The sequence below is a fragment of the Acinetobacter sp. IK40 genome, from assembly GCF_035615075.1.
GTDB classification, from domain to species: domain Bacteria; phylum Pseudomonadota; class Gammaproteobacteria; order Pseudomonadales; family Moraxellaceae; genus Acinetobacter; species Acinetobacter courvalinii.
This window is the reverse complement of sequence record NZ_JANBOE010000002.1, coordinates 64,946-91,415: the sequence shown is the minus strand read 5'-3', so window position 1 is coordinate 91,415 and position 26,470 is coordinate 64,946. Positions and strand designations below refer to the sequence as shown.

26 protein-coding genes are annotated in these 26,470 nt (G+C 41.8%); 14 read left to right on the top strand and 12 right to left on the bottom strand.

The features are described from left to right. Positions 1–17: 17 nt before the first annotated feature. From MSG93_RS04345 to yaaA, 4 genes are read right to left on the bottom strand one after another with little or no spacing between them, the layout of a single operon-like run. Positions 18–710 (bottom strand): hypothetical protein, encoded by a 693-nt coding sequence (locus tag MSG93_RS04345; protein WP_324620704.1) that lies wholly within the window; start codon positions 708–710, stop codon positions 18–20. A gap of 13 nt (positions 711–723) precedes the next feature. Beyond that, positions 724–1,344 carry a metal-dependent hydrolase gene (locus MSG93_RS04340; protein WP_324620703.1) on the bottom strand — a complete coding sequence of 207 codons (621 nt, stop codon included), beginning with the start codon at positions 1,342–1,344 and terminating at the stop codon, positions 724–726. A gap of 9 nt (positions 1,345–1,353) precedes the next feature. Next, positions 1,354–1,617 carry a hypothetical protein gene (locus MSG93_RS04335; protein WP_032881552.1) on the bottom strand — a complete coding sequence of 88 codons (264 nt, stop codon included), beginning with the start codon at positions 1,615–1,617 and terminating at the stop codon, positions 1,354–1,356. 21 nt (positions 1,618–1,638) lie between these two features. After that, positions 1,639–2,421, bottom strand: a complete 783-nt coding sequence (gene yaaA / locus MSG93_RS04330; protein ID WP_324620702.1) for a peroxide stress protein YaaA — start codon at positions 2,419–2,421, stop codon at positions 1,639–1,641. 126 nt (positions 2,422–2,547) lie between these two features. Between yaaA and MSG93_RS04325 the strand changes: the two genes are divergently transcribed. Together MSG93_RS04325 and MSG93_RS04320 are read left to right on the top strand one after the other, a co-directional pair. Then, positions 2,548–3,177, top strand: a complete 630-nt coding sequence (locus tag MSG93_RS04325) for a hydrolase (protein ID WP_324620701.1) — start codon at positions 2,548–2,550, stop codon at positions 3,175–3,177. 95 nt (positions 3,178–3,272) lie between these two features. Then, positions 3,273–4,343, top strand: a complete 1,071-nt coding sequence (locus MSG93_RS04320) for a DUF2157 domain-containing protein (RefSeq protein WP_324620700.1) — start codon at positions 3,273–3,275, stop codon at positions 4,341–4,343. On the opposite strand, the gene rtcR is transcribed toward MSG93_RS04320, so the two are convergent. Further along, entirely contained in the window at positions 4,344–5,945 is a 1,602-nt protein-coding gene (gene rtcR, locus MSG93_RS04315; protein ID WP_324620698.1) for an RNA repair transcriptional activator RtcR, read from the bottom strand. Between the two features lie 67 nt (positions 5,946–6,012). On the opposite strand from rtcR, the gene MSG93_RS04310 reads away from it, so the two are divergent. The 6 genes from MSG93_RS04310 (at position 6,013) to MSG93_RS04285 (ending at position 11,504) form a co-directional block, all read left to right on the top strand. After that, positions 6,013–6,975: a ribonuclease Z gene (locus MSG93_RS04310; RefSeq protein ID WP_324620697.1), complete on the top strand. Its 963-nt coding sequence runs from the start codon at positions 6,013–6,015 to the stop codon at positions 6,973–6,975. A 297-nt stretch (positions 6,976–7,272) separates the two neighbouring features. After that, complete coding sequence (locus MSG93_RS04305; protein WP_005286329.1) at positions 7,273–8,541, top strand: RtcB family protein; 1,269 nt, start codon at positions 7,273–7,275, stop codon at positions 8,539–8,541. A gap of 29 nt (positions 8,542–8,570) precedes the next feature. Next, a complete protein-coding gene (locus MSG93_RS04300) occupies positions 8,571–9,128 on the top strand; it encodes a hypothetical protein (RefSeq protein ID WP_324620696.1) in 558 nt (185 codons plus the stop codon). Positions 9,129–9,155: 27 nt separating this feature from the next. Then, positions 9,156–9,614: a DIP1984 family protein gene (locus MSG93_RS04295; RefSeq protein ID WP_324620695.1), complete on the top strand. Its 459-nt coding sequence runs from the start codon at positions 9,156–9,158 to the stop codon at positions 9,612–9,614. A gap of 258 nt (positions 9,615–9,872) precedes the next feature. Beyond that, positions 9,873–10,922: an RNA 3'-terminal phosphate cyclase gene (rtcA, locus tag MSG93_RS04290; protein ID WP_324620694.1), complete on the top strand. Its 1,050-nt coding sequence runs from the start codon at positions 9,873–9,875 to the stop codon at positions 10,920–10,922. Positions 10,923–10,934: 12 nt separating this feature from the next. Further along, on the top strand, positions 10,935–11,504 hold the full coding sequence (locus tag MSG93_RS04285; RefSeq protein WP_324620693.1) for an RNA 2'-phosphotransferase: 570 nt from the start codon (positions 10,935–10,937) through the stop codon (positions 11,502–11,504). A gap of 18 nt (positions 11,505–11,522) precedes the next feature. On the opposite strand, the gene MSG93_RS04280 is transcribed toward MSG93_RS04285, so the two are convergent. From MSG93_RS04280 to pheA, 4 genes are all read right to left on the bottom strand, one after another. Continuing rightward, on the bottom strand, positions 11,523–12,983 hold the full coding sequence (locus MSG93_RS04280) for an aminoacyl-histidine dipeptidase (RefSeq protein ID WP_324620692.1): 1,461 nt from the start codon (positions 12,981–12,983) through the stop codon (positions 11,523–11,525). A gap of 103 nt (positions 12,984–13,086) precedes the next feature. Beyond that, positions 13,087–13,470 (bottom strand): hypothetical protein, encoded by a 384-nt coding sequence (locus tag MSG93_RS04275; protein WP_005286345.1) that lies wholly within the window; start codon positions 13,468–13,470, stop codon positions 13,087–13,089. Positions 13,471–13,757: 287 nt separating this feature from the next. Then, positions 13,758–16,007, bottom strand: coding sequence for a bifunctional prephenate dehydrogenase/3-phosphoshikimate 1-carboxyvinyltransferase (locus MSG93_RS04270; RefSeq protein WP_324620691.1), 2,250 nt, complete (start codon positions 16,005–16,007; stop codon positions 13,758–13,760). Positions 16,008–16,082: 75 nt separating this feature from the next. Further along, on the bottom strand, positions 16,083–17,192 hold the full coding sequence (gene pheA, locus MSG93_RS04265; RefSeq protein WP_004772565.1) for a prephenate dehydratase: 1,110 nt from the start codon (positions 17,190–17,192) through the stop codon (positions 16,083–16,085). Positions 17,193–17,387: 195 nt separating this feature from the next. Between pheA and MSG93_RS04260 the strand changes: the two genes are divergently transcribed. Beyond that, a complete protein-coding gene (locus MSG93_RS04260; RefSeq protein WP_324620690.1) occupies positions 17,388–18,326 on the top strand; it encodes an alpha/beta hydrolase in 939 nt (312 codons plus the stop codon). A gap of 116 nt (positions 18,327–18,442) precedes the next feature. Then, positions 18,443–19,069 (top strand): hypothetical protein, encoded by a 627-nt coding sequence (locus MSG93_RS04255; protein WP_324620689.1) that lies wholly within the window; start codon positions 18,443–18,445, stop codon positions 19,067–19,069. Between the two features lie 50 nt (positions 19,070–19,119). On the opposite strand, the gene MSG93_RS04250 is transcribed toward MSG93_RS04255, so the two are convergent. Continuing rightward, positions 19,120–20,265 carry an acyl-CoA dehydrogenase family protein gene (locus MSG93_RS04250; protein ID WP_005286359.1) on the bottom strand — a complete coding sequence of 382 codons (1,146 nt, stop codon included), beginning with the start codon at positions 20,263–20,265 and terminating at the stop codon, positions 19,120–19,122. A 247-nt stretch (positions 20,266–20,512) separates the two neighbouring features. On the opposite strand from MSG93_RS04250, the gene MSG93_RS04245 reads away from it, so the two are divergent. Both MSG93_RS04245 and MSG93_RS04240 read left to right on the top strand, forming a co-directional pair. Next, positions 20,513–21,511 carry a glycosyl transferase family protein gene (locus MSG93_RS04245; protein ID WP_324620688.1) on the top strand — a complete coding sequence of 333 codons (999 nt, stop codon included), beginning with the start codon at positions 20,513–20,515 and terminating at the stop codon, positions 21,509–21,511. A 120-nt stretch (positions 21,512–21,631) separates the two neighbouring features. Further along, entirely contained in the window at positions 21,632–21,901 is a 270-nt protein-coding gene (locus MSG93_RS04240) for a hypothetical protein (RefSeq protein WP_324620687.1), read from the top strand. 173 nt (positions 21,902–22,074) lie between these two features. Here MSG93_RS04240 and MSG93_RS04235 read toward each other — a convergent pair whose 3' ends face one another. After that, positions 22,075–22,347, bottom strand: coding sequence for a YeaC family protein (locus MSG93_RS04235; RefSeq protein ID WP_005230905.1), 273 nt, complete (start codon positions 22,345–22,347; stop codon positions 22,075–22,077). Next, the gene (locus MSG93_RS04230; RefSeq protein ID WP_032869750.1) at positions 22,344–23,252 is read right to left on the bottom strand and encodes an NAD(+) kinase; all 909 of its coding nucleotides are present in this window, start codon (positions 23,250–23,252) and stop codon (positions 22,344–22,346) included. Before MSG93_RS04230 ends, MSG93_RS04235 begins: the two co-directional genes overlap by 4 nt. Before the next feature lie 234 nt (positions 23,253–23,486). On the opposite strand from MSG93_RS04230, the gene mrcB reads away from it, so the two are divergent. Beyond that, positions 23,487–25,901 (top strand): penicillin-binding protein 1B, encoded by a 2,415-nt coding sequence (mrcB, locus tag MSG93_RS04225; protein WP_005230907.1) that lies wholly within the window; start codon positions 23,487–23,489, stop codon positions 25,899–25,901. A gap of 21 nt (positions 25,902–25,922) precedes the next feature. Further along, positions 25,923–26,468, top strand: a complete 546-nt coding sequence (locus MSG93_RS04220; RefSeq protein WP_279694400.1) for a tetratricopeptide repeat protein — start codon at positions 25,923–25,925, stop codon at positions 26,466–26,468. The last annotated feature ends 2 nt before the right edge of the window (positions 26,469–26,470 follow it).

Sequence of the window (26,470 nt, the reverse complement as noted above, 5' to 3'; positions counted from 1 at the left end):
AAAACACTCATTTCTTTCTAGCATTTTAATGCTATCTGTAATGAACTTTTTATATCATTCACAATATATTTTGGTGCAAGGATAAACAAAAGCATTTCGGTCCAATACGGCTCACTCTTAGCATACACTTCCATTGATAATTTTTTCATTAATTGGCAATAATCATGATAAGCAATGCGGTGAGTTTTATAGTTCACAGGACCATCAAACAAATTAAAAATCGTATTAAGTTCATATTGAGTTATATCAGCATTCCTTCCAATCGGCTGAGGATAAAATTCTTTTAATGTTGAATATTTAAACAACAACCAGTTTAAAGAATAAATGACTCTGGAATCATAAACTGCATAAGCCCGATGATCCATAAAGGATGCGACTTTTGATAAAGAAGAGATCACTGAAAAAGTAGTTCTTGTTAAAGCACCTTTTGTAAGTTCACTTTCAAATTTAAGCAATAACAGGTCATTTTTAGGATTTTGCTTAAAAGAACGTATACCTCCCCACTCTTGAATCAACCAGTACCGACCAGCTAAATCGTCTGAATTCAATAAAGAATTGAAATTATGTTTTAAATAAATATTTTGCTCAAATATGGAGGCAAGATGCACAGGGATTGGTAATGGATTACTTTTTGGCAACTCCCATATAAAATATTTTTCTAACGGATGCTGTTTCGCTAGCTCTTTCAATGTTTGAATTAGCTGATCCATGATTCTCTCAATTCTAAATGTTTAATATTCGATTTAAATTTTGCTTCGCCCTTTGCTCAAAATTCTGTTGAAAATATTCCGTTTGATACAACGGTTCCGCTTGATAAAAATGTGCGAGAACTTCTTTTCGTTTAATGGAATAAACATCTGGATCCACCCAAGCATATTCTTGTTGAATCTGTTGCTCATATTCCTCGAAACGTTCTGGTGAAGCCGCTAGAATTGCCAAATCGATATCCAGTAAAAATTGCAAATCCAATTCGTTCGTCGATTCATGCTTTTGCGTCGCAATAATCCAACGCTTTATCTTTTCAACAATCTCAACAGATAGGTCCTGAGCCATATACTTTTCAAACAGCTCCGCACTTTTTAGCTCATTATCTTTTGCTTGCGGATCATAGATCGCATCATGAAACCACAGTGCTAACTCAACTGAATAAGCATCTTTTAAATCAGGTCGAATTGAATCAAGCAAGGTCAAACATTCATACAAATGCTGAAGCGTATGATAAGCCCGCTGCTTTTCACTATAGGCAGCAATCAACTTATTAAAAATTTTCTGCGGTTCAGAAGAATGATAATGCCGATGCAGTTCAAACCATGATTTTTCTAGTCGTGTTAAATACTGCTGCATTTCTAAGCCTCATTGAATTGCTTTATTCAGCCACTTTGCCAATGATTCAGCGTCTTTACGCTCAAGAAAGAGTTGATACAAGGTACAGGAACCAAACTCATGTTTCAGTTCCTGTTGACGGACAGGATGATTACCAAACCGGAACCGTCGAGTGCCATCCGTATCTAAAGGCAATGCATACACCCCATAACTCCGAGGTTCTGTCAGATGCCCTTTGATTCGGACTTGATCAGACGATATCGCGTGCTTTAATAAATGTTGTTTGGTTAACATCCCACCCTGCCCAAGGCAAATCTAAGCTGCGTGCTGTTCATCTCGCTTAAAGACCAATTCTTTATCCGATGAACTTGCAGCATCAAAGTAATACCCTTCACTATCAAATGCTTTTAATTGTTCTACTTGGCTTAATTTATTTTCAATCAAGTATCTCGCCATCAGCCCACGCGCTTTTTTTGCATAGAAACTAATGACTTTGTATTTTCCGTTCTTCTGATCCAAGAATACAGGCTTGATGATTTCTGCCTGAATTTTCTTTTCATTCACAGATTTATAATATTCGTCAGAGGCCAAATTTACCAACACTTTTGCATCAATTTCAGCTAAATCCTGGTTAATTTGATCGGTGATAATACTGCCCCAGAATTCATATAGATTATGACCACGGCTATTTTTTAGTTTAGTTCCCATTTCCAAACGGTACGGCATCATCAAATCCAATGGACGTAATAAACCATAAAGACCAGACAACATACGCAAATGCTGCTGTGCAAAATCAATATCCTGATCGTTTAAGTGATAAGCATCTAAACCGGTATACACATCGCCTTTAAATGCAAACAAGGCTTGACGTGCATTGGAAAAATCAAAATCTGCATTCCAGTCACGGAAACGTTCTACATTCAAGGTGGCGATTTTCTCGCTCACGGTCATCAACGATGCGATTTCACTCGCAGAAAGCTTGCGACATACATCAATCAACTGCTGTGATTGTTCTAATAAACGTGGCTGAGTATATGTATCCGTAGGTAAAGCCGTTGTGTAATCAAGTGTTTTCGCTGGAGAAATTAAAGCAAGCATAATCAATCAAAAAATAAATTTAACTTGATGAAACTATAACAGTTGATAATTTTTAATGCCAATTCGTGTTTTCATTCTTCATTATCGGTAAAATAGTGGATTCTTCCATTATCCATTGCGTATCTTATGTCTGAGCAATTATTCATCCAGGGTCCTGTTGGTCAAATTGAAATGTTTGTCGATCAACCTCAAGGTGAAGTCACAGGTTTTGCTGTGGTCTGCCATCCACATCCCTTGCAAGGTGGAACACCAAATCATAAAGTCCCTGTACTGCTGGCTCAGATTTTTAATGAAATGGGCTGTATCGTGTATCGTCCTAGCTTCCGTGGTTTAGCTGGCAGTGAAGGCACCCATGATCAGGGACACGGCGAAACGGATGACATCATGGCTGTAATTGAATATGCACGTGCAAAACATGCAGGTTTAACCTTCTATGCGGGTGGTTTCAGCTTCGGTTCTCACGTATTGGCAAAATGCCAAGCACAACTCAGCGAAGAATTACGTCCCAAACAACTGGTGTTATGTGGCTTACCTACGGGTTCGGTCGTCGATTTACGTCATTACAAGACCCCGGCTATCGACGGCGATATCCTGTTTGTTCATGGCGAGCAGGATGATATTACCCTGCTCTCAGATATGATCGCGTGGGCGAAACCACAAAAACATCCGATCACGATTCTGCCAGGCGCCAATCATTTCTTTACTGGTTATCTTAAACAATTGCGTCAGGTCATTACCCGCTTTTTAAAACTGTAGACTTAACAACAAATTACTAAGAAAAATATACGCCTATTGACTCCAATGTCTGTTATATCAGTAGAGATGTGCAGACATTTGGGGGTTCTTTAATAATGCAATTCAATAAAAAACAGGGGCTTTTTTTAAAGCAAACCATTGAACAATGGCAACAACAAGGCACGATTACGCCCGATGTAGCCAATGAGTTAAAGCGTAGCTTTTCGATTCGTCCGTTTGACTGGGAACGAATGGCAAAATACTCATTCTGGATTGCAATGATTTGTGCCGTGATTGCCATCGCTGCAATGACTGCCGATCAGTTCTTGATGGAGCTGATTGAAAAAATCTTTATCGATTCCAAGATTATCCCATGTCTAATTTTTGCTGTGGTGGCGGCCACCTTTTATGGCTTTGCCTATCGTCGACGTAGAACCAAACCCCAGCATCAATTTAGCAATGAAGCGATTATTTTCGCAGGCGTGCTGTCCACCGCAGCGTCGGTCGCCTATTTCGGTCAGGCGATTGATACAGGCAGCGGACATTTTTCTTTGTTATTCCTGCTTTCCACTATTATTTATGCAGCACTTGCGTTCTGGTTCCCATCCAGATTGATCTGGCTGTTCTCGCTGCTTGCGCTCGGTTCTTGGTTTGGGACGGAAACTGGCTATATGTCAGGTTGGGGTGCCTATTATCTTGGGATGAACTTCCCGTTACGCTTTGTCTTTTTTGGCGGTGCCTTAATTGGCTTAAGCCTGCTATTTAAACGCTATGCATATTTTAGAGACTTCGCCCATTCAACTTATGTCATGGGACTACTTTATCTGTTTATTGCCTTATGGATTCTCTCAATCTTTGGCAATTATGGTGACTTAGGCAGCTGGTATAACGTTAAACAATATGAGTTATTACATTGGGGCATACTATTTGCATTTATTGCCATGATCGCGATTGTCTACGGTTTAAAACACGATGATGCCACCTCACGCGGTTTTGGTATCACCTTCTTATTTATTAATCTCTACACCAAGTACTTTGAGTTTTTCTGGAATGGCATGCACAAAGCCATTTTCTTTATCTTGCTCGCTGCATCTTTCTGGTGGATTGGCCGATATGCCGAAAAACTTTGGAACTTAGAGTTTCTACCCAGCCAATCCCAAATAAAGAAAAATCATCCAGCCGAATGATTACTGAAAGTCACTCCAACTCAAGCCAAACCGAGCCAAATACTTTTTGACTCGGTCGCTGTCATTGGTGGTGTTACGTTGCTGGCGTGAAGCAGCAAACAACTGTCGCCCAGCATCCGCCATCGACTTGGCATGTTCACAGACTTGCAGCACGCCACGCAGCTGAATCTGATCAAACTCATCAATCGCGCTCAACTGGGTTTGGTCTAAATATTTGAGGAGAATATCTACATCTTTAGATTGGTTTTGTGTGGTTTGAATCGACCACAGTTGCTTTAAACGCTGAATCTCTTTTTCCACCGTCTCTAAACGGATCAGTTCACCACTGGATAATGTCGCTAATCGGGTCACACTGGCAGTTAAATCCCGGAAATTCCCCTGCCAGGATGCTTCCTTCGACTTGGCAAATTTCAAATACACATCAAGTGCATCACGTTGAAAACGTAATTGTCGTTGATGGTTCGCCGCAAAACGTTGCAACTCGAACTCAATATTGGGGGCAATATCTTCAATTCGATCTTTAAGATTGGGTAAAAAGAAAGTCCATGTATTCAATCGTGCCCATAAGTCCTCACGGAAACGCCCTGCTTGCACTTCGGTTCTTAAATCTTTATTTGTCCCTGCAATCAGTTGAAAATCGGCCTGAACCTCTTTATCACTTCCAACAGGAAAGAAGGATTTATCTTCGAGTGCCTTAAGCAGCATCGCTTGCTCATCTAGCCCAAGCTCACCAATTTCATCCAGAAATAAAATACCCTGATCAGCACTTTTTAATAAACCTGTTCGTGAAGCCGCTGCACCTGTAAATGCTCCCTTGATATGCCCAAACAAACTCGACATAGCACTATCACCACGAAGCGTCGCACAGTTCACATCAATAAAACGCCCACTCAAATGAAACTTGTCTTTCTTTAACTGAAAGATTTGTTTGGCTAAATGCGATTTACCTACACCGGTGGCACCCATAATCAAAATCGGTGCACTCGAACGTGTCGCCACCAACTCAACCTCGGTGATCAGTTGATTAAATTCGTGGTTATAGGTTGAAATATTGGCTTTTAACTGTTGCCAGTTTTGTTGCTGTTCATCTTCAAAACGTTGCTTGAGCACATCATAACGTGACAAATCCAGATCGATGACGCGGTATTCACCTTCTGGCGTTTTTTGTTGGTTGGGTGCACTTTGAATCAGCTTGGCAGGTAGATAATTGGCATCGACCAATAGATACCAACAGATTTGCGCAACATGGGTACCTGTGGTGATATGCAAAAGATAGTTATTATTTTCCGTATCAAAGGGATAAATTTTCACAAAGTCATACAGCGCACCATAGACCTCGGCAAAATCCCAAGGATCACGAATACTGACACGCTGGCCTGAGACAGTGGTCGATGGTGATAGCTGCTGGGCATCTTCAGCAATAAATTTAACTAGATTATGGTGTTGCCGATCATGCAACAGTACCAGTTCATCCACCATCAGATCTTCATGCATCAGAAGGCTCAAGGTTGGACGCCAGCGTTGCCAGCGGTCAGGACGCTTTCCCTGATCTAAAGTAGAGCCGACAAAGCCAATCACGACAGTTTTCTTTGCATTCAGCATAATTTCTATAATATTTTATATATGACTATCATATACAATACGCATTTCAATGATAAATTCCAACAATATGCTTCATTTTACTTTTTTAGGCACCTCTTCTGGTGTACCCACACTCACACGCAACGTCTCTGGCCTAGCTATCCGTAACAGCAAGAATAAAGACTGGATACTGGTTGATGCTGGTGAAGCTACACAGCATCGTATTCAACAGGCCAAACTTTCATTGCAAAGCCTAGTTGCCATCTGTATTACCCATGTGCACGGCGATCATTGTTATGGATTGGTTGGCTTATTGGCCAGTGCAGGTATGAATGCACGCACTGCGCCTTTAACCATTATTGCGCCCAAAGAAATTCAACAATGGATTAAGGTTACGGCCCAATTAACGGATTTACATTTACCCTATCCACTCAACTTTATCGATGTGAATGAAGCAACTCAGATTCTACCGTTAACCGATGAACTCTCGATTCAAGCTCATCCACTGAGTCACCGCGTACCCAGTTTTGCATTCAGTATTATTGCGCAATACACCCAAAAGAAACTAGATACACAGGCTTTAGTTCAACTCGGCGTACCTAAAGGTAAAGTTTGGGGAGACTTACAACACGGTCAAGATATTCAGTTTAATCAACAAACGTTGAAAGCAACTGATTTCACTCAAATCCAGACGCAACGTATACATGCCATCGTGGGTGGAGATAATGATCGTCCTGAGCTATTGGAAAAAGCCTGCCAAGATGTCCAACTCCTTATTCATGAAAGCACCTACACTCAAGCTGTTTTAGATAAAGTGGGATCAGGCCCCATGCATAGTTCTGCAAAGAGAGTTGCTGAATTTGCTCAACAGCAAGGGCTAAGTAATCTGATCTTGACGCACTTTAGTCCACGCCATCAGGACTATGCCGGGCAACAAGCAATTGCTGAAGAAGTTAGAAAATTCTATCAAGGCAACTTCTACTTAGCTCATGATTTTGATCAATTTAGCTTAGATGATATAGGCCAACTTACAAAAATTGAAAAATCTTAATAAGTTTGCAGTATGTGGGGAGACAGATAAAACTCACAACAACACCTATATCTTTTAGGATACTTTTATATCTTAATAAATATAAAAAATTTACTAGAACTAAGCCTTGATTGCAGTTTAAAAGATATTTAAAAATTTTATTTTAATTATTTATCAATGTTTTACTAATTATAAAAATTAAATTTAAAAAAGTTGGCACAGTCAGTGCAATAGTATAGACATACAATATCATTGGGATCTTGTGAATATCACCTGCCTGCAAACGCTTGGCAGGCAGGCTTTGAAAGGAAAATGAAAATGTCTGTCGTTGAACAAATCAACCAACAAGCTCAATTTGAACAAGAACAGCAACAACGTGCTTATCAAGTTTTAAAAAATGAAACGAGTATGCCAGTAAAAATGTGGACCAATGGTGTGCTTGTTGATGACAACTCCAAACAACAATTACTACAAACCGCACAAATGCCGTTTATTTATAAATGGATGGCCGTAATGCCCGACGTTCATTTTGGTTTAGGCGCAACCATCGGAAGCGTGATTCCAACCAAAGGAGCAATCATCCCTGCTGCCGTCGGTGTTGATATCGGCTGCGGGATGATGGCGACGCGTACCAGCTTAACTGCCTCTGATTTACCCGATAATTTATATGCTTTACGTACTGAGCTGGAACGTTTGATTCCGCACGGAATGACCAAACGTGGACGAGATAAAGGTTCTTGGGAAACTCCACCTGAAATGGTAGATCAGGCCTGGGCTGATTTAGTTGCAGATTTTGAATTGATCTGTGCGAAGCACCCTCGGCTTAAAAATACCAATAACCGCAAACAGTTGGGAACTTTAGGTACAGGAAATCACTTTGTCGAAGTCTGCTTAGACGAACATGACCATGTCTGGATTATGTTGCACTCAGGTTCTCGCGGTGTCGGTAATGCCATCGGTAATCATTTTATCGAACTGGCGCGTAAAGATATGCAAAAGCATTTTATTAACTTACCCAACAAAGATTTGGCATATTTAGTCGAAGGTACTGAGCACTTTGATGATTATTGGTTTGCTGTCGGTTGGGCACAACGCTTTGCCATGAAAAACCGTGAAATCATGATGCAGTCTGCGATTAAAGCCTTAGCGACGATTATCCCAAAACCGTTCCAAGCACGATTAGAAGCCGTGAATTGCCACCATAATTATGTGGAAAAGGAACAGCATTACGGCGAAGAAGTGATGGTGACCCGTAAAGGCGCTGTGCGGGCACGTTTGGGAGAATATGGAATTATCCCTGGTTCAATGGGAGCCAAGTCTTTTATTGTTCGTGGGCTTGGAAATCAGGAATCGTTCTGTTCATGTTCGCATGGTGCAGGTCGTGTCATGAGCCGTGCTGAAGCAAAACGTCGCTTTACCGTAGAAGATCAGATTGCGCAGACCGAAGGTGTTGAATGTCGCAAAGATGCAGCCGTGATTGATGAGATTCCGTCGGCTTATAAACCGATTGAAGATGTCATGAAAGCACAGCAGGATTTGGTTGAAGTGGTGTATACATTAAGACAAGTGGTCTGTGTTAAGGGCTAAATACCTGAGCACAACCAGAAGGTGCATATATGTTTGTCCAATTAGATCATTTGAAGAGCAAAGGATTACAATCTAATCTTGATGCCATACAAGCCGTATTTGAAGTTTTTTTGTTTGATGTCATACATCAAAGGGAATCTTTGAATACGCTGACTATTCATCAACAGATGCTATTGAATTGTGAAAGTTTAGCGTTGGAAAAAACGTTAGACTTGAACTCACTAGCGATAGAGCAATTAGATCGCAGCCTTATAAATCTTGATCGTTTGGACAGACCCGATTTATTTTCTGGACATAATTGGTTTTTGAGCTTGTTAGCGGCAATCATTGATCCACCCTATGGAACAATCCTTGCCTCGTCTCATCGGGCAGCATTCTTCCGAGCATTCTTGCAGCTATGCCTTTTCACGGAGAAAGACTGTGAAATATATGATTGGGTTGGCTACCCAGGTAGTGCTCGGGAAGAAAGTTCTGAATGGAATGATTATTTTGAACCTGGCCGAGAATGGTGGGGTAATTGGTGCTTAACCATTTATTCACCAGAGCAAAATAAAGGCTGCTTACTACTTGCCAGCTCAACAGATTAAAGAATAAATTTTTTAGGAAAATAAAAGATGAAACTCGCAGAAGCATTGTTACTTCGAAGCGATCAACAAAAAAAGCTCGCTTCATTAAAACAACGGATCAACGCCAATGTACTGGTACAAGACGGTGATGAACCGAGTGAAGATCCAAATGAACTGATCAAACAGGTGTTTGCTTTAACCCAAGAAAGTAATCAACTGATTTGTCGTATTCATTTGACCAATGCACAACCAAAGCTTGAGGATGGCAAAACTCTGCTGTCCCTATTAAGCTTGCGTGATAGTTATGCTGAACAGCATAAGATTCTGGTTGAGGCGATTGCCAATACCCATCGTGAACAGGATCGTTATAGCTCACGTGAGATCAAATGGAAGAAGGTTATCCCTGTTTCTAGCTTGCAAAAACAAGCCGATGATATCAGCGCGAAACTACGCGATTTAAATATCAAGATTCAGGCTGCCAATTGGCAAATTGATTTAGTCGAATAGACAACAAATTTTGTGAATTTAGTTCACAAGCACAGTTTGGGCATACTGGGCGAGTACAAGATCCTGCATTACTCCGATCTGAGGGATTGAAAATAATTCAGGCGGCTATGGCAGCATGTGAGCCGTGCATCAATCTTCACTGATTAGGCTCAGCACCATGTACCTAGCAAAGCTTTGCCGAAAGCAAAGTCACACGTTACTTCGCATTACCATGTACTGACAGTATGTTCATTAAATTACAAAATAAGGAAAACAGAAGTGAATAAAGCTTTGGCAAATATGCCAGCAGCCATCCAGATTGATGGCTCACAAGGTGAAGGTGGAGGACAGATTTTAAGAACCGCCCTTGCCCTTTCGATGATTACAGGTCAGGCATTTGAATTAATCAACATTCGTGCTGGGCGTAAGAAACCTGGCTTAATGCGTCAGCATCTGGTCTGTGTACAGGCATCTCAACACATCAGCCAAGCCTATGTGGAAGGTGCTGAACTTCATAGCCAGCGTTTGTACTTCGCACCACAGCATGTACAAAGTGGAAAATACCAATTCCAGATTGGTTCGGCAGGAAGTACGACACTGGTTTTACAAACGCTCTTACCGGCTTTGTTATTACAAAATGAAGCCAGTGAATTGACTATTTCTGGTGGCACTCACAACCCGCTTGCGCCAACGGCAGATTTTATCGAGCAATGTTTTTTGCCAGTATTAGAAAAACTTGGAATAGCGGTCGAGTTTAAGTTAAATAAAGCAGGCTTCTTCCCGATTGGTGCTGGTGAAATTCAAATCAAGATTCAACCTTGGCAACAACGAAACAAGTTAAATTTATTAGATCGTGGTACTTTGCAAACGACAAAGGCTTTTGCGGCAGTACTCAACCTTTCCGAAGAAGCACAAATCGCACAACGGGAATTGGCAACCTTAAATAAAAGACTAAAACTAGATACACAACAGCAGTTTCATTTAAACGGCATTAGCCAAGGTAATACAGTGTATGTCAAAGTTGAACATCAGCATCACATCCAGCTATTTACTGCTTTAGGTGAAATACGCAAAAGTGCAGAACAGATTGCCAATCATTTGGCGGAAAAGGTGAAGCAATATCTGGAATCTAATGCTTCAGTCGATGAGTATTTAGCGGATCAGTTGTTATTACCTTTGGCATTGGGACAAGGGGGTGAATTTACCGCACAATGTATTAGCGAACATACCCGTACACAAGCAGCGATGATTGAAAAATTTATTGATTGTGGAATTAAGTTTATCGAACTCGATCAAAACCTGTTTCAGGTCAAAGTAAACGTAGAATAGTGAATATTAAATATGAAAGAACATACTCAAATAAGCAAATTTTTAAGCCTGATATTACGACATAAGCCTGAACAAATTGGGCTTCAACTTGATCAAGAAGGTTGGGCAAAAATTGCTGAGCTTATTGAAGCTGCACAACAACACAATGTTCCTCTAGATGAAGCATTACTCCAAGTCATCGCAGAACAAAATGATAAAAAACGCTTCCAAATCTCAGAAGATGGTTTGATGATCAGAGCTGTGCAAGGCCACTCAACAAATACGGTACAACGGCAAATGATTGCGCTTGAGCCACCACAATATTTATATCATGGCACAGCGAGTCGATTTATAGATTCAATTCAGACGCAAGGCCTAATCGCTGGACAGCGCCATTATGTGCATCTAAGTGAAAATAAAGAAACGGCTTTGAATGTAGGCCAACGCTATGGTAAGCCTGTGCTATTCTTAATTAACACACTACAAATGTATAAAGATGGCTTTGAGTTTCATCAGGCAGAAAATGGTGTTTGGCTAACAATACATGTACCAACACAATATTTATCATTGATTGATCAGACCAAGACAGGATCATTGGTCTGATCTGATTAAAACATTAAATTAAGCTACACTCTCCAAAGCCGTCACCAACAACTTCCAGCATTTCTCTACCGTATCTACTTTAACCCGCTCACCAGGTGCATGCGCACCCTGAATATCCGGGCCAAAAGATACCATCTGCAAATCAGGATAATGCTCCGCAATAATGCCGCATTCCAAGCCCGCATGAATCACTTTCAAGTTTGGCTCAATCTTAAATGCAGATTGATAAGCTTGTTGTAGACATTTCAATGCAGCTGAATCTGGATTCGGTGTCCAACCTGAGACTAACGGCGTTAAATCTGACTGAATTTCAAAGCTGGCAAAATGCTGTTGAATATTATGTGCGAATGTCACTGCTTCTTGGTTCACCATCGAACGAACCATAATCAAAGTTTTGGCCTCATCTTTGGTCAGTTTGACCACACCAATATTATTCGAGGTTTCAACCACATCGGGTAAAGCACTACTCCACTCTGCTATGCCATAAGGACACGTTGCCAATGCTTTTAACCAAGCTTGTTGTTGATGCAGCGCAATCACTTCATTGATCTGATTGGTATTTTGCTGTGCGGTGATTTGCAACTGATCATCAATGCCTTGTAGTTTCTGCTGCCATTCAGCTTGTGTTAATGCAATCGCTTGTTCTAAGTCTGCCAGTTGTTCCGCTTGAATAGCAATGGTTGCCACGGCTTCACGCGGGATGGCATTGCGTGCTGTTCCACCTATAAATTCAACCAGTCGACCATCGGATTGTGCCAAATAATCATTGAGGAAATGGGCTAGAATGACATTGGCATTACCACGCCCCAGATGAATATCAACACCAGAGTGTCCACCTTTTAGTCCTGACACCAGCACATCTACATAAATTAAATTAGCGGGTGCTGTTTCATATTCAAGTGGCTGTCCTACTTCTAGGTCAATACTCCCAGCACAGCCAAGATAGAGTTCGCCCCATTCCTCTGTATCGATATTAAATAACCATTGTCCAGTTAAAACGCCTGTCTCAAGTAAACGGGCACCGCTCATTCCCGCCTCTTCATCAATAGTGAGTAGGACTTCAATCGGACCATGCGCAATATCATTTGATTCCAGGACTGCTAACGCCAGTGCAACTCCAATGCCATTATCGGCACCCAATGTGGTATTTTCAGCAATCAGCCAGCCATCTTTTAATACAGGTCGAATGGGATCTTTGAAGAAATCATGTTGGGTTCCGCGATTTGCCTGAGTCACCATATCTAAATGGCCTTGCAAAATCACACCTGCAACGTGCTCTTTACCTGCTGTAGCAGCTTTTCGAATAATTAGATTACCAATGTCATCCACATAGGTTTGCAAGTTGCGCTGTTCCGCCCAATCTTTTAGATGTTGTCTTAATTGTTGTTCATGTTTGGAAGGTCGAGGAATCGTACATAAGGTCTCGAAATGTTGCCAAACCACTTGCGGAGATAATTTAGAAAAATCGACCTGTATCATGCACCTATACTCTCAAATAAAGCGTTTAAATCAATATACACCATACACCTAAACGGTCTTGATGTTAAATCACTTCATTTAAGATTGTATTCGTAAAACTGTCTTAGCTTTTCCACACAAACTGGGAAAAGCTATGTTCGGCTTTTAAGCTATTTTCCACGGCTTGGGCCAATTGGCGAATAATACTTTGTGTCTCAATACGCTCAAACCAAGCTTGTTCTTGCTGTGGATTGGCTGAGATTTCACAAAGAATATGTCCTTCGGTATCCTGTTGCGAACATAAAATCGAAAGCGGCAATTGGTGATTGTCGATACATACTTCAATTTTTTCATGTTCATGACGAATATGCTGTGCATCGAAGCCATATTGTTCTAATTGTTTATACAACAATGCCGCCACGTATTCTTGCGTGATATAGCATTCATTCGGTGGATGATCGACCACTCCATGTTTTGGGCAATCTGCGATAAATTGCAAGGTTTTCATGCTATTCCCTCTATTTTTATATTTTAGCGCTGTACCACAACCCAAATCCAACGCATATACTCTGAATTATTATATATACAATTGTCTATAAACGATTAGCTGATTGTCTTAGTTGTATTGTTAAATTGATAAATTTCGACCCGATTAGATATGTACATCAGCAAAGTCATCATTTTAAGTATTTAAACGCTGAGTGAAGGCATTTAACAAATTATTTTTAACGATAAACACATAAAAAAAGCAGCATTCAACCATCTTGAGCTGAATGCTGCTTTAATCAAATCAGATTACTGATTGACTACACTTAAATCTAATCCTGCCGAATTTGCAAGCTCGGTAAAGGTTGGAAAACTTGTCGCTACGGTTTCGGTTCCATGAATGGTGATTTCACCTGAAGTACGTAGACCCGCCATGCTAAAACTCATAGCAATACGATGATCATGATGTGATTCAATTTCACCACCTGTAAAGATCGGTGACCAGTCCCCAGACTTACCTTTACCTTCGATGATAATGCCATCTTCGGTTGGGGTACAATCGATCCCCATGATTTTCAAGCCATCTGCCATCACCTGGATACGATCAGATTCTTTGACACGAAGCTCAGCAGCACCCGTCAACACGGTTTGACCTTCTGCACATGCAGCAGCAATAAACAATGCCGGGAATTCATCAATGGCTAAAGGCACTTGATCTTCTGGCATGTGAATGCCTTTCAGGGTTCTTGAACCTTTGATATGAATATCTGCAATCGGCTCACCACCTGCAATACGTTCATTCTCAACCGTCAAGTCAGCACCCATTTGCTTGAGGATTTCGATCACCCCTGTACGCGTCGGGTTAATCCCAACCGCTTCCAGCACCACATCGGCACCTTCGGTAATCGCAGCACCGACCATAAAGAAAGCAGCTGACGAAATATCCGAAGGCACCTGAATATCAGTACCCACTAATTTGCCACCACCGACAAGCGAGATTTTATTGCCTTCAGTTTTTACATCATAACCAAAGGCACGTAACATACGTTCAGTATGATCACGGGTCGGTTCTGGTTCAGTCACCGACGTTTCACCTTCAGCCCATAAACCAGCCAATAAAATACCTGATTTCACCTGAGCTGATGCCATCGGTAAATCGTATTGAATTCCTTTAAGTGCTTGACTGCCGGTAATACTCACAGGTGGCGTACCTTTCTCGCCTGTCGTCTGGATGAGTGCACCCATTTCACGAAGTGGTTTGGCAATACGCTCCATAGGACGTTTAGACAATGAGGCATCACCCGTCATGACTGAATCAAACTTTTGCGCAGACAGCATGCCAGACAGCAAACGCATACTGGTGCCTGAGTTACCCATATACAAAGCGCTTGCTGGCGCTTTTAAGCCTTGCATGCCCACACCATGAATAGTGACTTCACCATTCTTAGGTCCTTCGATGCTCACCCCCATGTCACGGAATGCCTGCAAAGTTGCGAGTGCATCTTCACCTTCCAGAAAGCCGGTCACATGGGTGGTACCTTCTGCAATCGCACCAAACATAATCGAGCGATGTGACACAGATTTGTCACCCGGTACGGTGAATTTACCTGTAAATGTTTTCTTTCCCGGTAAAATGCTAAATTGCTGTGTCACCTTGTTTTTCTCCATCAAAGGTTTTTTGGCTAACATATGATTAAAATGTTGGCGTGCTGCCTGCGCGTGGCCTAATAGCCCCATCAACGCTTGCGAATCTTCCTGTTCAATCAGTTTCTTTAAAACGGATAATTGCTGTTCAAAGCCATTAACCGCATTCAAAATTGCGGTTTTATTGGCAAAGAAAATATCATGCCACATCTGTGGATCACTGGCTGCAATACGAGAGAAGTCCCGAAAACCACCGGCTGCATAACGGAAAATATCGAGATTATCTTCACGATTTGCCAGTTGTTCCACCAGATTGAATGCCATTAAATGCGGTAAATGACTGGTATGTGCCAACACTTCATCGTGTTTAGCAACATCCATGCAAATTACTTCTGCTTTTGCCGCAGACCAAAGCTGAACCAGTTTTTCAACCGCCCACTCCGCGCTGGTCGGCAGTGGCGTTAGAATCACTTTGTGATTGACGAATAAATCAACTTTGCCTGCATGCACACCAGTATGTTCTGCACCTGCAATCGGATGTCCCGGTACAAAACCGACTGGTAGCTTTTCTCCAAACACTGCTTTTGCAGCTTCAACCACATTGCCTTTGGTACTACCTACATCGGTAATAATGGCATTGTCTGCAAGATAAGGCTTGATCTGCTCAAGCACTTTTTGTGTTGCACGCACAGGCAAGGCTAAAACAATTAAATCGGCATCCTGAACCGCTTCTTCAGGCGCCGCATAACCGTGTTGAATCAGGCCGAGCGCTTTGGCATCTTCTAATGTTTTTTTTGAGCGTGTTGACGCCACAATTTGAGATGCAAGTTGTTCTGCCACAATCACACGGGCAAGACTCGATCCAATCAGTCCAAGCCCAATAAATGCAACTTTTTTAAATAATGGTTGAGACATAAAACATATTTGCCTAATGAGACGACATTGATATGGATAGATACCGAAGTCATCTATCCATTCGATAAAACGGGATTATAAAACAGCGATTGGATATGAACCGAGTACACGTAACTCTTTCACCATTGGACGGATTTCTTCCAATGCCGCTGCAACATTTTCCTGTCCGATATGTCCTTCTAAATCGATAAAGAATACATAGGCCCATTTTTCAGGCAATGCCGGACGTGTTTCAATGCTGGTCAAGCTGATTTGATGTTTGGCAAATGGCGCAAGAATTTCCAGCAAAGCACCCGCACGATCATGCGCAGAGATCAATAACGAGGTCTTGTCATTACCGCTTTGAGGAATCTTTTCACGACCAATTACAAGGAAACGTGTAGTATTTTCAGGATTATCTTCAATATTGCTATGTAAAATCTCAAGATTGTACATGCTTGCCGCAATATCAGAGGCAATCGCAGCAGAATGCCATTCGTTACGAATACGGCGTGCCGCTTCTGCATTTGAGTTCAGTGCAACACGCTCAACGCCCGGATAATGTGCATCTAACCATTTACGACATTGCGCCAGGGTTTGCTGATGCGCATAAATCTGTTTAATACTGTCTTTACGGGTATTTTCCGATACCAGGAACTGGTGATGAATACGAAGTTCAACTTCACCAATCACATTGACAGTCGATGCTTTAAAGCAATCCAGGGTATGGTTGACAATCCCTTCAGATGAGTTTTCTACAGGAACAACACCATAGTGCGCGCTGCCCGCTTCAACTTCACGAAACACTTCATCAATGGTCGGTAATGGACGTACAACCGCATCTTTACCAAAATGCTTTAACACCGCAGAATGGGTATATGTCCCTTCTGGCCCTAAGAATGCAATGCTTTGTGGTGCTTCAAGCGCCAAACATGCTGACATGATTTCACGGAATAAACGTGCCATGGTTGCATCAGACAAAGGGCCCTGATTACGCTCCATGACTTTACGCAGCACTTGCGCTTCACGTTCCGGACGATAAAACAGTGGATTTTCTTCGGATGCAAATTTCGCTTTAGCTACCGCTTCTGCCAGTGTCGCACGGCGGTTGAGTAACTCTTGGATTTGTTGATCAACACTATCAATATCGTTACGAATTTGTTCTAAATTAAGTGAATTCGATGTGTTTTGTCCATCGTTTACCATTGAATGCAGCCTCAGCAAAATCATCTATAAGAATGGATTACAATCTATCTATGAATCGATTATCCGAGCTAGAGTATAACAATACTTTTAGGCATTAAACACGCTGAGTTTTAACTCTTTTTCTGATTAAACTTTATTGATAATAATTTTCATTATATATTACTTATCAAAATTTTGATGGGTGTAAATAAAGTGATGTTTAAACATCTTGGGATTTTGACTTTTTCTCTGCTCATGGCAACACCACTGGCTTTTGCTCAACCCAACACCTCCAGTGCAAATAAAGCGCCTCTCAAAGCACAGACCAATATTCAGCAAAGCTTTGTAATAGCATCCAAATATACAAAACATGATTATTTGATCCAGATCTCTGTTCCTGCTGGTGAAGCTCCACAGCAAGGTTTTCCTGTGCTGTATGTACTGGATGGTAATGCCGCATTTGATAGTGCTGCCAATATCGCTAAATCCGTGGGTGGTGGTGCCAATCGTTTAGGTTTGAGTCCGGTCGCCATTGTTGCGATTGGTTATCCTAAACAAAGCACTTTTGATGTAGAAAAGCGTGCTTTAGACTATACACCTCAGACATCGGCTGAGTTCCAAAAGCAAGCCAAGTACACTTATGGTGGTGCAGACCAATTTATTCAATTTATAGAAAAAGAGCTAAAGCCTGCAATTCAAACCAAAATTAAAGTCAATTCACAGCAACAGAGTTTATTTGGGCACTCCTTTGGTGGACTGTTTGTTTTACACACTTTCTTTAGCCAACCACACATGTTCCAGCGTTATATTGCCGCCAGCCCTTCACTCTGGTTTGATAATTATGCACTGCTCAACAAACAAAAGGACTGGTTAAACAATAAAGCAAATCGTGCTCAAGAGATCATGCTGATGACCACAGTGGGTACGCATGAACATGGACGAAGCCCAACACCAGATGCTGAATCCTTGCAAAAGCAGAACAACTTCTATCAAAACTTTAATCAGCAACGTTCAAAGCATTTCTTGTTCTGGAATTACCGCCATCCTGCCGAACAGCATCTCACCAATATGTATGCCAGCTTGCCGAAAGCGATTATGTTGGCAGGTTGTCAGCCGCAAAGTTGTTCAAATCTATTTGATGAACCAACGCCATAAATCTTGAATAAACACAACTGAATTTAAGCGAACGATTCTCTCCGCTTAAATTCAGACCTTTTGATAAGATAGATTGGTTATACTGCGAAAAGATCTAATAACAATAGTTAAATACAATGCATAAGATTTCCAGCTTAGGTTTATTGAGTCTAATCAGTATCGGTTTAACGGCATGTGGTGGCTGCCCTATGATTGCAGGTTGCAATGGCACCGACCGATCGCCTTACTTTATCACCCCGCTAAGCAATCAAGTTCGTGGACTACCTGTCCCGTCTCAAACCAAACTGACTTATCAATCACAACACTTTAGACAGATGCATCAGCAAACTCATGCCTTGAAAGAACAGAACTTAACAGGCATCACCTTGCCAGAAAATACCGCAATCCTTTGGGGAGGTATGCCGGTTGATAAGTTTTTTCAATTTTCAAATCCCGAAATGAAAGGTTTTAGCGTCTACCCTGCAATGGGATTTAAATCAGAACAATCGAATGTGTTCTTAAATTTATGGAAAAGTTGTGAAAGTGATTTAAGTATTTACTTAAAAAACCCAAATGATTGGTCATTTAATCCATCTAATATGGAAATAAGAGGCTGTGGCCGCTTTCAACAACGCAGTGAATATACGGAAGATATTTTTCGGCAAGATGAAGCCGATGAGTTTCTGAGAAAAATTAATCAAGCCTTACAGCAATTGCCTAAACAACAAAATTATCCAGTTCTTCATCAATCGAACAAAGAGTGAAAACAAAACAGCCCGCTTTCAAGCAGGCTGTTTGACGAGATAAATGCCGATTAAGCTTTACCGATAATGCCACGCGCCACAATTTCTTTCATAATTTCGTTGGTTCCGCCATAAATACGCTGGATACGTGCATCAACGAAGAAACGTGAAATTGGGTATTCAGTCATATAACCATAACCACCAAATAACTGAAGCAAGTTATCTGCAACTTTCATTTGCATGTCAGTACTGAAGCTCTTCAATGCCGCAGCAGTTTCTACATCCAGTTTACCTTCGTTATATAGCTCAACGTTTTGGTTATAGAAAGCAGCAGTTGCCAACTCATCAATTTTCGCTTGTGCCAAGACGAAACGGGTATTCTGGAATTGTGAAATTGCCTGACCAAAGGCCTGACGCTCTTTGACATACGCTGTTGCCAAGTCAATTGCGCCACGAATTGCACCTAAAGCGGTGGCCGCAATCGCAGTACGTTCACGTGGAAGCTCCTGCATCAAATAAGCAAACCCTTGCCCTGCCTGACCCAGTAATTGATCTTTCGGTACTTTGACATTATCAAAGAACAACTCTGAAGTATCTTGTGAATGTAAACCGATTTTGTCGAGGTTAGTGCCCTTTTTAAAGCCTTCCAGATGCGTATCCACCAGCATCAGTGAAACACCTTTGGCACGTGCTTGAGGATCAGTTTTCACTGCAAGCACCACCAGATCTGCATGCTGACCATTTGAAATAAAGGTTTTCGAGCCATTTAGCACATAGTGGTCATCTTGCAAAATGGCACTGGTCCGCATTGCCTGTAAGTCTGAGCCTGCACCTGGTTCAGTCATGCCAATGGCACCAACCACTTCACCCGATACCATTTTTGGCAACCAGTACTGTTTTTGTTCTTCTGTTGCAATGTGCTGGATATAAGGCGCAGCGATTTCAGAGTGGCATGAAATTGCAGTTGATAATGCACAGTAGCCCGCACGCGCCGACTCTTCGACCAACATCAATGAATAATGGGTTGGCACACCATAACCGCCGTATTCTTCCGGGACATCGACACACAGGAATCCATTTTCGCCCAATGCCGTCCATACTGAACGTGGCATGATGCCTTCGCGTTCCCATTGGTCATAATGCGGTGCAATCTGCTCGCTCATAAAGCGCTTAAAGTTATCACGGAAGAGTTCCAAATCTGCATCGTAAGCTAACATCATTATTTCCTTTCGCTTTCTTTGTTCTTAAAAATTCGTTCGCAGTCATGCTAATAACTTTTAGATAGGATGTCATGTCCCGTTTACATCAAATCACTAGACTGATTCGGTCAATAATTTTGTTTGCATCTTCATTGTTTAGACCACAGTTGCTTATTGATTAAACAGCTTGCTGGTTTTTTTATGCTACCTGACCCGATTTTATGTCATATTGATCTCATTCTCAGTGACAATCCCCAATACGGCCATGAACACAAAACGAAATATCTATAAAACCGCAGAACATCCATTTGCTCAATATGTTCGTATTTTGGGTAAAGGTAAAACCGGTTCACGTTCGCTGAGTTATGAAGAGGCCTATCACGCTTTTAGCATGATCTTGCAAGATGAAGTACTGGATGTTCAGCTTGGCGCCTTCTTGATGTTGCTACGTGTTAAAGAAGAATCCGTTGATGAACTGGCGGGTTTTGTACAGGCTACTCGCGACCAACTCAACTTTCAGCCTCTTGAGGTCGATCTGGACTGGTCGTCTTATGCAGGCAAGCGTAAGCATTACCCATGGTTCTTGCTGGCAGCCCTAACGCTTGCACATCATGGTTATAAAATTGTGATGCATGGCGCATCGGGTCATACCATTAACCGTGTTTATACTGAGCAGGTTTTGCAGTACTTAGGCTATTCTATTTGCCAGAATCAACAGGATGTCCGTGAGCAACTTCAACAGCACAACTTTGCCTACCTGCCACTGGAAGCGATTTCACCAATTTTAAGCGACCTGATTTCACTGCGAAATGTGATGGGATTACGCTCTCCGATTCACACACTGGCACGCCTGATTAATCCATTTAATGCCAAAGCCACCTTACAAGCCATTTTCCACCCGGCTTATCGTAGTTCACATCAGCAGACTGCTTTCCGTCTAGGTTATCAAAACAGTGCCGTGATTAAAGGTGAAGGTGGTGAGTTTGAACGTAATCCTGATGCCAAAACTTTAATTTGCGGGATTAAAAATGGTGAGTTGTACGAATACGAACTTCCAAAATTGACACCAGACCGTAGTCCGATTGAAGAAGAACTAGATCTGGCTGTATTTAAAGCAGTCTGGCTGGGTGAGCAGACGCATGAATATGGTGAATTGGCAGTCGTTGAAACCATGGGAATTGCGTTGTATACCATGGGTGTAGTCAGTACTTATGATGAAGCAATGAACAAAGCGAAAGAGCTTTGGGAAAGTCGTTTTAAGTAGATATAGTCACTTAAATACTAAGTCTTAACTTATCTAAGGCATATTTATAGAAAAGCTACTAGTTAGACAGGACAGATAGTACACAAGTTAAAAACACTGGAGAATGGGGAGATATAAAATATGTCGCATTCTGAAGATATAAATCAATTGAAATTAATCTTGCAAGGTGAAAAACCAAGTGTTGTATTAAATCGTATGCTAACGGCTAATCTAGAATTAGATAAACATGATTTGGCTTCTATTTTCCTCGAAGAATTTTGTCTTTTAGATGGCAAATCTCTATCTTTAATTTGGCACTGGAAAAGTATTAAGTCAGTTAGAGGAATATCTGATAAGCAATTTGACGACTTAATTATTATGCAAATGAGAGAGGCAGGATATTCTGTTTAATCTACTCATCTCACTACTGTGTAGTGAGATGCCAAATTAACTAAATGATAATTCATAAAAATTTATCAAGTTAATATATGGAAATCATACAACTATTGAATCAAATATAAACCTGAAAACAAAAAAAGCGATGACTTAATTAAAATCATCGCTTTAAATACTACTTATATTAATTAAACAAAACGAATCGGCTTAAATTCAGGTTCATTTTTATGATGGTCGTCATCACACTCTTCACCGTCTTTTTTGGTACCACGGTCGATATAACCACTGCGCTGTTCTTTTGGCAAATTTTCCATTTCCCACGCATACACAGCCTGCATACAGGTTTCACGCTGTTCTTTGGTGAGTGCAACGCCATTTGGCCATTTACCAATTTCAACAGCAGTACGAAGACGCTCAACAATTTCAGGATTTAAAATAGCGAGCATTTGTTCAATATTCATGAGTCATCCTGTTGAAAAGATTCAAAATCTTGATTCCACCCTAATTTGGTACGACATGCCATATAAAAGTCATAACCTGGTGGATGTAATAAGCTTAGTTTAAACGGATGTTTGCGGATATGCACCGTGTCACCTACATTTAATGCAACACTATGTTGACCATCGGCACTCACCATCGGCAGAACACGATTTTCACGGATGGTAATCTTGATTTCACTTTGTCCACCCACCACGATAGGACGTGATGACAAGGTGTGCGGATGCATCGGCACTAGTGCGATCGCATCCATACTTGGATGCAGAATCGGCCCTCCACCTGAAAGTGCATACGCCGTTGAACCCGTTGGGGTTGAAACAATCAGACCATCACTGTGCTGACGATAGACATATTGCCCATCAATGTTCAGCTCAAAATCGATCATATGCACCGATTTACCTGAGTGCAACACCACATCATTCAATGCAATCGCATCATAAATAGTTTCACCATTGGTACGCACTTCCATTTCCAGTAAGAAACGGCGGTCCAGCTGGAACTGGCCTTGTAATACCTGATCCAGTTTAAAGATGGCTTCGGCAGGCTTAATATCGGTTAAAAAGCCCAGACGCCCCCGGTTAATGCCGAGCACAGGCGTACTATAGCGTACCAAAGCACGTGCAGCATGGAGCAATGAACCATCACCACCCACCACAATCACTAAATCAACGACTTCACCCAGCAAGTTACGGCTCACGGTCTGGCCATGACTATAGGGGACAAGTTTTGCTGTTTCCTGATCAAAAACGGGGTTTAAGCCTAAATTGATCAAATGATCATGAATTAAACATAACGTTTCTACTACAGAATACTTGTCTGGTCGTCCAATGAGACCAATATTTCGAAAGGATTTATGTGAAATTTGCACGAATAATTCAGCTCCGTCGCGGTTATCGACTATCATATCATTAACAACCTATGTTGCGTTGATGATTGATTAAAAAGTATAAAAATGTCTATCCGTTGCTTTTTTATACCTTTAATGTCAACACATGCTTAAACTTTTTATTGCATGTTGCTATTTATTCACAGTTTTATGATTGCAAAATGACAATAAGCTATCGCATCATTACCGTCATTGTTTTGGTTTTAACGCAAATCTATGAAGTTTGAACGTGGTATTGGTTTTCTAGCACTCATTTTCTCAATGTTAGTGATAGGTGTCTTTGTTGCCTTTAGTATCTATCTGATCCGATTGGATAATATTATTCGTGACAAGTTTGAAGGTCAGCGTTGGGACATCCCTGCCAAGGTGTTTGCTCGCCCATTGGAAATTTATGCCAATGCACCGATTACTCAGGATAATTTTACCCAAGAGTTAAAATTACTGGGATATAAGAATACGGCTAACTACGACAAGTCGGGTAGCTATGTGGTTCAGGGTAACCAGATGTATGTGCATACCCGTGGTTTTGACTACGGTGATAGTACCGAACCTGAACAGGTGCTGGAACTGGCCTTTGCCAATGGCGAAGTCAGTGAAGTGCGCTCTACCAAACCCTCAAATACAGGGATTGCTCGCTTAGAACCTTTATTGATCGGTGGTATCTATCCGCAACATAATGAAGACCGCGTTCTCATTAAACTGAATAAAGTACCTAAAACCTTGATCGAAGCCTTGATCTCGACGGAAGATCGTAACTTCTATCACCATCATGGTCTTTCGATCCGTGGTACTGCACGTGCTGTCGTCAGTAATGTGACGGGTGGACGTCGTCAAGGGGGTTCAACCTTAACCCAGCAGTTGGTCAAGAATTTCTATCTTTCACCGGAAAAGACGCTGAAACGTAAGGTCAATGAAGCCCTCATGGCGCTATTGATTGAATTACATTACAGCAAAGACGAGATTCTGGAAGCTTACTTAAATGAAGTGAATCTGGGCCAAAATGGTAGCTATTCGATTAATGGTTACGGCTTGGCATCACAATTTTACTTCGGTCTGCCATTGCGTGAACTGAATATTTCCCAACAGGCCTTTCTGGTTGGTCTGGTTCAAGGCCCTTCTTTGTATAATCCTTGGCGTAATCCAGAATCAGCGAAAAAACGTCGTGATGTTGTCTTAAACAACATGAAAGTGATGGGTTATTTGACTGATGCAGAATATGAAGATGAAATTGCCCGTCCATTAAATGTGGTCAGCAAGCCAACTTTAGGCCCTGCAAAATTCCCTGATTTCCTGGATATTGTCCGTCGTCAACTCCGCACCGAATATCAGGAAAGTGATATTACCAATCAAGGCCTGAGAATTTTCACAACCCTTGATCCAATCGCACAGACTCAGGTACAGAACGCATTTAAGAGTACCGTCAGCCGTTTAGCCAATGCTAATCCGGGCCGTTTAAGAAACCTGCAAGGTGCGGTACTGGTTGCCCATCCTGAAAATGGTGAACTGGTTGCAGCCGTAGGTTCAACTCAGGACTTTACCGGTTTTAACCGGGCGCTTGATGCCAAACGTCAAGTCGGTTCTTTACTTAAACCGATCATTTACCTGAATGCAATCGAATCAGGCCGATACACATGGGCCAGCCCGATTGAAGACAGTGCCGTCAATATTCCAATTGATGGTGATAAGAGCTGGACCCCGAAAAACTATAGCGGTGGTGAGCATGGTGTTGTACCAATGCAACAAGCTTTGGCCAACTCATACAACTTATCCACTGTCCGTTTAGGCAATGAATTTGGTTTATCTGCATTCAGCAATAAATTGAGACAGTTTGGTGTGACTTCAGATATTCCGGCCTACCCTTCGATCTATCTGGGCGCAGTGAATATGTCACCGATGGAAGTATTAAGCATCTATAGCAACTTTGCCACCGGTGGCTTTAAATATCCGCCTCGCTCGATCCGTACGGTGGTGGATGCCAAAGGACATTTGCTTGAGCGTTATGGCTTGAATGTACAACAAACCATTGACCCTGCCGCAGCCTATATCCTGAACTTTGGCTTACAACAAGTGATGCGTTCTGGTACAGGTCGCTCTGCCTATAATAGTCTGCCTGAATCTTTAAATCTGGCAGGTAAATCAGGGACCACCAATGACACCCGAGATTCATGGTTTGCAGGTTATTCGGGCAATCATGTGGCAGTGGTGTGGTTAGGTCTGGATGATAACAAAGTCACTGGCTTAACCGGTTCATCTGGTGCATTACCAGTCTGGACCAATGTGATGAAACAGCTTCGTCAAGAGCCTGTTAATCTGCGTCAAACCGATAATGTGCAATGGCAGTGGATTGATAGCGCCAGCGGTGATTTATCTGCGCAAGGCTGTGATGGCGCAATGTATATTCCTTTAATGCGCCAAACTGTGCCACGTCGTGCCACGCTGTGTGGCCAGTCTCATTATGAAGTGGAACCGACCTATATTCCACAAACAGATGAAACACAGGGTGATCAGCAGGACGATAGCATTGGTAACTATATTCGTGAAAGTGAAAACCAGATGGATACAGACTTATCCAATCGCAGCCCGGCACGTGTGATTTCCAGCGGTAGTTATAACGGTAACGGTGAGAACTAAGCCTCAAAAGGATAATTGAACATGATCAAGAAAACAGCAGTTATTATTGGAATGCTTATACTGGCGGGTTGTACCACGGCACCTGAAAAGGCGCCAAGCAAGACCACGCCAACTCACCCACCGAAAAAGGAAAGCCAATCCTCTTCCGGAGTGAAAATCACGCCTTATGATCAAAAAGAGATTAAGCGTCAAAGCGTTCCTGTGGTTGTGCCGCAACAAAAGGTGCAGCAAAAGTTTAATGATGGTAGCCAACTGCCGGCATTTAAAACCTTGATGCAAAAAACCCAGGTCGCTTATAAACAGCAACAACTGGCAGAAGCTGAACGTTATGCCCTTCAGGCACAACGTATCGCGCCACAGGCCACGGAAACCTATTTGTATTTGGCTATGATTGCCGATCAACGTAAAGAATATGCCAATGCAGAAGCATTGGCCCGCCGTGGCTTAAGTTATGCGCAAAGCAATGCCATGAAAAAGCAATTGTGGTTAATTATTCTGAAAGCCAGTGAAGCCCGCAATCATTCGGTGAAGGCTCAAGAAGCGCGTAGAGCCCTTCAGGCACTTTAATC